We start from the raw sequence: 7,034 nt of genomic DNA on the forward strand, positions 1-7,034 counted from the left end.
GGGCACCGTATCGGGTGCGCCCGTCCTGCCGCCCATGCCCGAACGCGCTCCAGCCCCTGCGCAACCGGCTGCAACGCCGGTTCCCGCACCCATGCAACAGCTCGCGCCGCAGGCCACTCCGCCGGTTTCCGCGCCGGTCCCCGGTCCACAAAGCAGTGCACCGGCAGCAGAGCCCTCCGCTGCGACGGCCCGGGCCCTGGTGCCCGCACCGCTTTACTACGTGAATGTGGGGGTCTTCGGACAGGACGCCCAGTCCCGCACCACGCTGACCAAGCTGCGCGAGGCCGCGCTGCCGCTGTCACTGCAGTCGGTTGAGACCAACCGCGGCAAGGCCACGCGCGTGCGCGTGGGCCCCTACAGCACCGAAGACGCGGCGCAGGCGGCCGCCGCCACCCTGCGGGACAAATGGGCGCTCAACGCCACGGTCGCCGCTCCGGCGCTGTAAAAGTCTTCCAGAGACCGCCCATGCGCCATCCCCTGCCCTACGCCTTTGCCCGCACGGCCCAGCTGCTGCTGGAAGACGACGGCCATCAGCTCGTGCTGTGGCACGGCCCCAACCCTGATGCGGGGGCGCTGTCGGAGGTGCTGCGCAAGCACCCGGTGCAGCAGTTGCTGCCCCTGGACGCCCCTGCCCTCGCCCAACGCATCAGCGCCGTGTATTCGCACAGCGAATCGAGCGCCGCCACGGTGGTGAGCGAGGTTGAGAGCGACGCCGACCTCTCGCGGATGATGCAGGAGCTGCCGGCGGTGGAAGACTTGCTGGAATCGGCCGGCGATGCGCCCATCATCCGCATGCTCAATGCCCTGCTCACGCAGGCCGCGCGCGACGGTGCCAGCGACATCCACATCGAGCCCTACGAGCGGCACTCCAGCGTGCGCTTCCGCGTGGACGGCACGCTGCGCGAGGTGGTGCAGCCCAACCGCGCGCTGCATGCGGCCCTGATCTCGCGCCTGAAGATCATGGCCGACCTGGACATCAGTGAGAAACGCCTGCCCCAGGATGGCCGCATCAGCCTGCGCCTGGGCACCCGCGCCATCGACGTGCGCGTGTCCACCCTGCCCAGCGCCCATGGCGAGCGCGCGGTGCTGCGCCTCTTGGACAAGAGCGAGAGCAAGTTGAGCCTGGAGGCCGTGGGCATGCAGGGCGACACCCTGCGCCGCTTCGAGGGCCTGATCAACCAGCCGCACGGCATCATCCTGGTAACCGGCCCCACTGGTTCGGGCAAGACCACCACGCTGTACGCCGCGCTGGGCCGGCTCGATGCCACGCGCAACAACATCATGACGGTGGAAGACCCCATCGAGTACGAGCTGCCCGGCGTGGGCCAGACGCAGGTCAACAGCAAGATCGAGCTGACCTTCGCCAAGGCGCTGCGCGCCATCCTGCGCCAGGACCCGGACATCATCATGATCGGTGAGATCCGCGACTTCGAAACCGCCCAGATCGCCATTCAGGCGTCACTGACGGGTCACTTGGTGCTGGCCACGCTGCACACCAACGATGCCGCGAGCGCCGTCACCCGCTTGACGGACATGGGGGTGGAGCCCTTCCTGCTGTCGTCCTCCCTGCTGGGCGTGCTGGCCCAGCGGCTCGTGCGCAAGTACTGCAGCCATTGCCATGGCACGGGTTGCGACCACTGCGGCCAGACCGGCTACACGGGCCGCACCGGCGTGTTCGAATTGCTGGTGACCACCGACGCCATCCGCGCGCAGATCCACAACCAGGCTTCCGAGGCCGACATCCGCACGGCCGCGATGGCCGATGGCATGGCGCTGATGCGCGAGGACGGCGAACGCCTGATCGCCGCCGGCATCACCAGCCGCGAAGAAGTGCTGCGCGTGACGCGGGAATAGCAGGGCCGTCGGCGTAGGCGAGCGAAGGGCGTGCCACTGGGCAGCAAGCCCGGCTCCAGTGGCCGCGGCCAAGATTGCTACTATTTCAATAGCTGCCAGCGCTTGATGGACAAGCGCCGGCAGCCAAAACACCCAAAACCGAAAAAAGCCAGAATCTACTGGATCTGCAATGCAGCCCTGCGGGGTGCCTGTGCCAAGGCCGGCGCAGCCGGTGCGGGCGAGCCGTGGGACGCCGCGGGTGCCGACGTTCCTTCCTGCAGCCGGAACTGGCTCACGGCGCTGGTCAGGTGCACGGCCTGCTCGCGCAGGGACTCCGACGCGGCGGTGGATTGCTCCACCAGTGCGGCGTTCTGCTGCGTCATCTGATCCAGCTGCGAGACCGACTGGCTGATCTGGCCGATGTTGTCACTCTGCTCGGCCGACGATGCGGTGATCTCCGAAATGATGTCGGACACGCGCCGCACGCTGCTCACGATCTCCGTCATGGTTTCACCCGCCTGGCTTACCAGGCGCGAGCCGTCTTCCACGCGTTCGACCGACGAGCCGATCAGGCCCTTGATCTCCTTGGCAGCCTCGGCGCTGCGCTGCGCCAGGCTGCGCACTTCGCTGGCCACCACGGCAAAGCCGCGGCCCTGCTCGCCCGCGCGGGCGGCCTCCACGGCCGCGTTCAGCGCGAGGATGTTGGTCTGGAACGCAATGGAGTCGATCACGCCCGTGATGTCGGCGATCTTGCGCGAGCTAGCGGTTATCTGGTCCATGGTGGTCACCACCTGCGATACCACGGCGCCGCCGCGTGCGGCCACCTCGGCGGCGGTGGAGGCAAACTCGCTGGCCTGGCGCGAGGACTGCGCGCTTTGCTGCACGGTGCTGGTCAGCAGTTCCATGGACGAGGCGGTCTCCTCCAGGTTGGCTGCTGTCTGCTCCGTGCGGTGGCTCAGGTCGTGGTTGCCGCTGGCAATCTCGGAACTGGCTGTGGAGATGTTGCCCGCCGCGTCCTGCACCTGGCGCACCAGGTCACGCAACGAGTCCTGCATGCGGCCCATGGCGCCCACCAGCTGGCCCACTTCGTCCTGGTTCATGGCCGCCACATCGCGCGACAGGTCGCCACTGGCAATGCGTTCGGCCAGCTCCTGCGCCTGCCCGAGGGATTTGGTGATGGAGCGCACGCTGAAGAACGTGAGCGGAATCAGCACGGCCAGCGCCAGCACCAGGCCCACACCGATCAGCGCGGCCATGGTGGAAGTGCGCGATTCGACGCCCGCACGGGCCTCGTCCATCTGCGCACGCGCCGAGTCCGCGAGGCTGGAGAACAGCTTGTCGGTGGCGTCCATGTGCACCTTGAGGCGATCGGCGTAGGCCCCGCCGCCGGCGCCATCAAGCTGCGCGCCTTCGATCTTTTCGAAGATGGGCGAAATGCCGGTCTCGTACTGCTTGATCTCGTCGAGCGATTTGTCGATGGAGGCGACAAACTCGGCATCGCCCGACTGCACTTGGCGCACTTCGGCCAGGCTCTTGCGCAGCGCGGCGAGCGTCTTGGCCCATGTCTCACGCAGCGCAGAAACCTCGACCGAGTTGTTGAAGTTGATGATGATGTCTTTTTCAGTGCGGCGCAGGTCACCCAGAGTGGTGCGCAGCTCCGACATGTCGGTCAAGGTCTGCACCCGCTCGGAAAACAGCACCTGCAGCGTGCCGCGAGTGCGGTCCAGCGCCACATAGCCCATGGCGCCGATCAGGACCAGAAGGATCAACGAAAAGACCGTACCGAAGTACAGGCGCGTGCGGATGGAGAAGCGGCCGAGAGCGTGCATGGCTCTTCCTTACATTTTTTAACAGACAACCCCAGCATAGCAAATTTAGTGCCATACCCTCCCCCAATCTTCTGAACTGGGGTCCCTGGACTATATGCCGGGGCTCTCCGCCCGCCGCACAGGGTTAGCCCCGCCCCGAGGCCTTTGCAGTCAATCCTCGGGGGCAGTAGGCGGGCTTATGGCCTTATGCGACGGGCGTGAGGGGAATGTAGAGCTGGCCGCCCCCTTGCTGGAACTCGGCCGCCTTGGCCTCCATGCCCTCGGCGAGTGCCCGCTGCTCATCTAGCCCCTTCTGCGCCGCAAAATCGCGCACTTCCTGCGTGATCTTCATCGAGCAGAACTTGGGCCCGCACATGGAGCAGAAATGCGCCACCTTGGCCGAGTCCTTGGGCAGCGTCTCGTCGTGGTACTCCTTGGCCGTCTCGGGGTCCAGGCCCAGGTTGAACTGGTCTTGCCAGCGGAAGTCGAAGCGCGCCTGACTCAGCGCGTCGTCGCGTGCTCGGGCACCGGGGTGGCCCTTGGCCACGTCGGCCGCGTGCGCGGCGATCTTGTAGGCAATGATGCCTTGCTTCACATCGTCACGGTCGGGCAGGCCCAGGTGCTCCTTGGGCGTCACGTAGCACAGCATGGCCGTGCCCATCCAGCCGATCATGGCTGCACCGATGGCGCTGGCAATGTGGTCGTAGCCCGGTGCGATGTCGATGGTCAACGGGCCCAGGGTGTAGAACGGCGCTTCGTGGCAGTTCTTGAGCTGCTCGGTCATGTTGGCCTGGATCATGTGCATGGGCACGTGGCCGGGGCCTTCGATCATGGTCTGCACGTCGTGCTTCCAGGCCACCTGGGTCAGCTCGCCCAGCGTGTGCAGCTCGGCAAATTGCGCTTCGTCATTGGCGTCCGAGGCGCAGCCGGGGCGCAGGCCATCGCCCAGGCTGAACGACACGTCGTACGCCTTCATGATGTCGCAGATGTCCTCGAAGTGCTCGTACAAAAAGCTCTCGCGGTGGTGTGCCATGCACCACTTGGCCATGATGGAGCCGCCGCGCGAGACGATGCCCGTGCGCCGTTGCGCCGTGAGGTGAATGTAGGCCAGGCGCACGCCCGCGTGGATGGTGAAGTAGTCCACGCCCTGCTCGGCCTGCTCGATCAGCGTGTCGCGGAAGATCTCCCAGGTCAGGTCTTCGGCCACGCCGCCCACCTTCTCGAGCGCCTGGTAGATGGGCACCGTGCCGATGGGCACCGGCGAGTTGCGCACGATCCAGTCGCGCGTGGTGTGGATGTTCTTGCCGGTGGACAGGTCCATCACGTTGTCGGCGCCCCAGCGGATCGCCCACACGAGCTTTTCCACTTCCTCTTCGATGCTGGACGTGACAGCCGAATTGCCAATGTTGGCGTTGATCTTGACCAGGAAGTTGCGGCCAATCGCCATCGGCTCCACCTCGGGGTGGTTGATGTTGGCGGGGATGATGGCGCGGCCCCGGGCCACTTCGTCGCGCACGAATTCGGGGGTGATGATGCGCGGGATGCTCGCACCCATCGGGTTGCCCATCAGGCGCTTCTCACGGCCTGCATCGGCCATGTACTGCTCCATCCATTCGCGCTTGCCGTTTTCGCGGATGGCCACGTATTCCATCTCGGGCGTGATGATGCCCTTCTTGGCGTAGTGCATCTGCGTGACGTTGGCACCGGCCTTGGCGCGCAGGGGCTTGCGCTGCAGGGCTGCGGCCTCGGCACGCAACTGAGCCAGGCGGGCGGCGTCTTCGCTCTTCTGGCCATCGTCCAGCGCCACGGGGGCACGGCCTTCGTAGTGCTCCACGTCGCCACGGCCGGTGATCCAACCGCCGCGCACACTGGCCAGACCCTTGCGCACGTCGATCACGGCTTCAGGGTCGGTGTAAGGGCCGGAGGTGTCGTACACGCTGACCAGCTCGCCATTGGTCAACGCGATGTCGCGCACGGGCACGCGCAGGTCGGTGTGCAGTTGGCCGGGGATATAGGCTTTGCGCGATGCGGGGAAAGGCTCGCGCGTCAGCGCCAGCAATTCAGCAAATTTCTCGCGAGCGATGGGATCGGGGGCGTTCATGGGCAGGTCTCCTGGTTCCGGTGGCGGTGGGGTCTGCTCCGGAATGGACCTGTGCGCCCCCCAGGTGCGGCAGCGCCTGGGGCATGGCGTGCCAGCGAAAACTGCGGGCACGGGGACAAGGAGGTCGGCTCTTCTTCCGCCGGTATGAACCGGATCAAGTTCGTCGGGTTCGCAGGCAGCCTGACCATAGTCAGGCCCCGTGCATCTCAGCGCTTACGCACACCCCGGAGCAGCCGCGAGTATAGGTCAGCGGCCCGAAAGGCCGCACCATGGCCCCGCCGGCCGGCCCCGTCAGACCATGCGGTCGACGAGCAGCACAACGAAGAAGACCGCGGCGGCAACGACGGTCCACTTGAGAATCACCAGGCCCAGCCGCCGGTAGAACGCCCGTCCCGTGGCCACATAAAAGCCGAACGAGACAGCAGACGCCAACAGGAGGAACAGGGCCAGCCAGCGGACGATCAGCATGGCGTGCCGCCCTACCAGGCGCGCGCAGGCTGCGCAAACCCGGCGGGGGCTTGCCGTTCGTCCTCGAACGTCACCACTTCCCAGGCATCACGCTGGGCCAGCAGTTCGCGCAGCAGGCGGTTGTTCATGGCATGCCCCGAGCGGAAGGCGCTGTAGGCGGCGAGCAGCGGCTTGCCGATCAGGTACAGGTCGCCCATGGCATCGAGGATCTTGTGCTTGACGAACTCGTCGTCGTAGCGCAGGCCATCGCTGTTGAGCACCTTGTAGTCGTCCATGACGATGGCATTGTCCAGCCCGCCGCCCAGCGCCAGGCCGTTGGAACGCATCATCTCCACATCGCGGGTGAAGCCAAAGGTACGGGCGCGGGCGATGTCGCGGCTGTAGTTGCCCGAGCCCAAGTCGAACTCCACGCGCTGGCCCGTCGAGTCCACAGCCGGGTGGTCGAAGTCGATTTCGAAGCTGAGCTTGTAGCCATGGTAGGGCGTGAGGCGCGCCCACTTGGCGTTGGCGCCTTCGCCTTCCCGCACCTCCACCGGCCGGGTGACGCGGATGAACCGCTTGGGCGCATTTTGCAGCTCGATGCCTGCGCTTTGCAGCAGAAACACAAAGGATGCCGAGGAGCCGTCGAGGATGGGCACCTCCTCGGCCGTGATGTCCACGTAGAGGTTGTCCAGCCCCAGCCCCGCGCAGGCGGACATCAGGTGCTCCACGGTGTGCACCTTGGCATTGCCCACGGCGATGGTCGAGGCCAGCCGGGTGTCGGTGACCGCCTCCGCGCGAATGGGGATGTCCACAGGCTGGGGCAGGTCCACCCGGCGGAACAC

The 7,034-nt window shown here is 66.3% G+C and carries 6 protein-coding genes and 1 riboswitch; of the genes, 2 read left to right on the top strand and 4 right to left on the bottom strand.

The window, feature by feature from the left end; genetic code table 11:
* Both MRY84_RS00005 and MRY84_RS00010 read left to right on the top strand, forming a co-directional pair.
* On the top strand, positions 1–445 hold a 445-nt coding region (locus MRY84_RS00005), incomplete at its 5' end, for an SPOR domain-containing protein (RefSeq protein WP_291503724.1).
* A 20-nt stretch (positions 446–465) separates the two neighbouring features.
* Entirely contained in the window at positions 466–1,854 is a 1,389-nt protein-coding gene (locus MRY84_RS00010; protein WP_291503725.1) for an ATPase, T2SS/T4P/T4SS family, read from the top strand.
* Positions 1,855–2,009: 155 nt separating this feature from the next.
* Here the strand turns inward: MRY84_RS00010 and MRY84_RS00015 are convergent, their stop codons facing one another.
* From MRY84_RS00015 to lpxC, 4 genes are all read right to left on the bottom strand, one after another.
* Positions 2,010–3,662 (bottom strand): methyl-accepting chemotaxis protein, encoded by a 1,653-nt coding sequence (locus tag MRY84_RS00015; RefSeq protein ID WP_291503726.1) that lies wholly within the window; start codon positions 3,660–3,662, stop codon positions 2,010–2,012.
* 184 nt (positions 3,663–3,846) lie between these two features.
* Positions 3,847–5,742, bottom strand: a complete 1,896-nt coding sequence (thiC, locus tag MRY84_RS00020) for a phosphomethylpyrimidine synthase ThiC (protein ID WP_291503727.1) — start codon at positions 5,740–5,742, stop codon at positions 3,847–3,849.
* A gap of 114 nt (positions 5,743–5,856) precedes the next feature.
* Positions 5,857–5,979: riboswitch (TPP riboswitch) on the bottom strand.
* A gap of 54 nt (positions 5,980–6,033) precedes the next feature.
* Positions 6,034–6,210, bottom strand: a complete 177-nt coding sequence (locus MRY84_RS00025; protein ID WP_291503728.1) for a hypothetical protein — start codon at positions 6,208–6,210, stop codon at positions 6,034–6,036.
* 11 nt (positions 6,211–6,221) lie between these two features.
* On the bottom strand, positions 6,222–7,034 hold an 813-nt coding region (gene lpxC, locus MRY84_RS00030; RefSeq protein ID WP_291503729.1), incomplete at its 5' end, for a UDP-3-O-acyl-N-acetylglucosamine deacetylase.

This window comes from Acidovorax sp. (assembly GCF_022763525.1).
Taxonomy (GTDB): Bacteria; Pseudomonadota; Gammaproteobacteria; order Burkholderiales; family Burkholderiaceae_C; genus Acidovorax.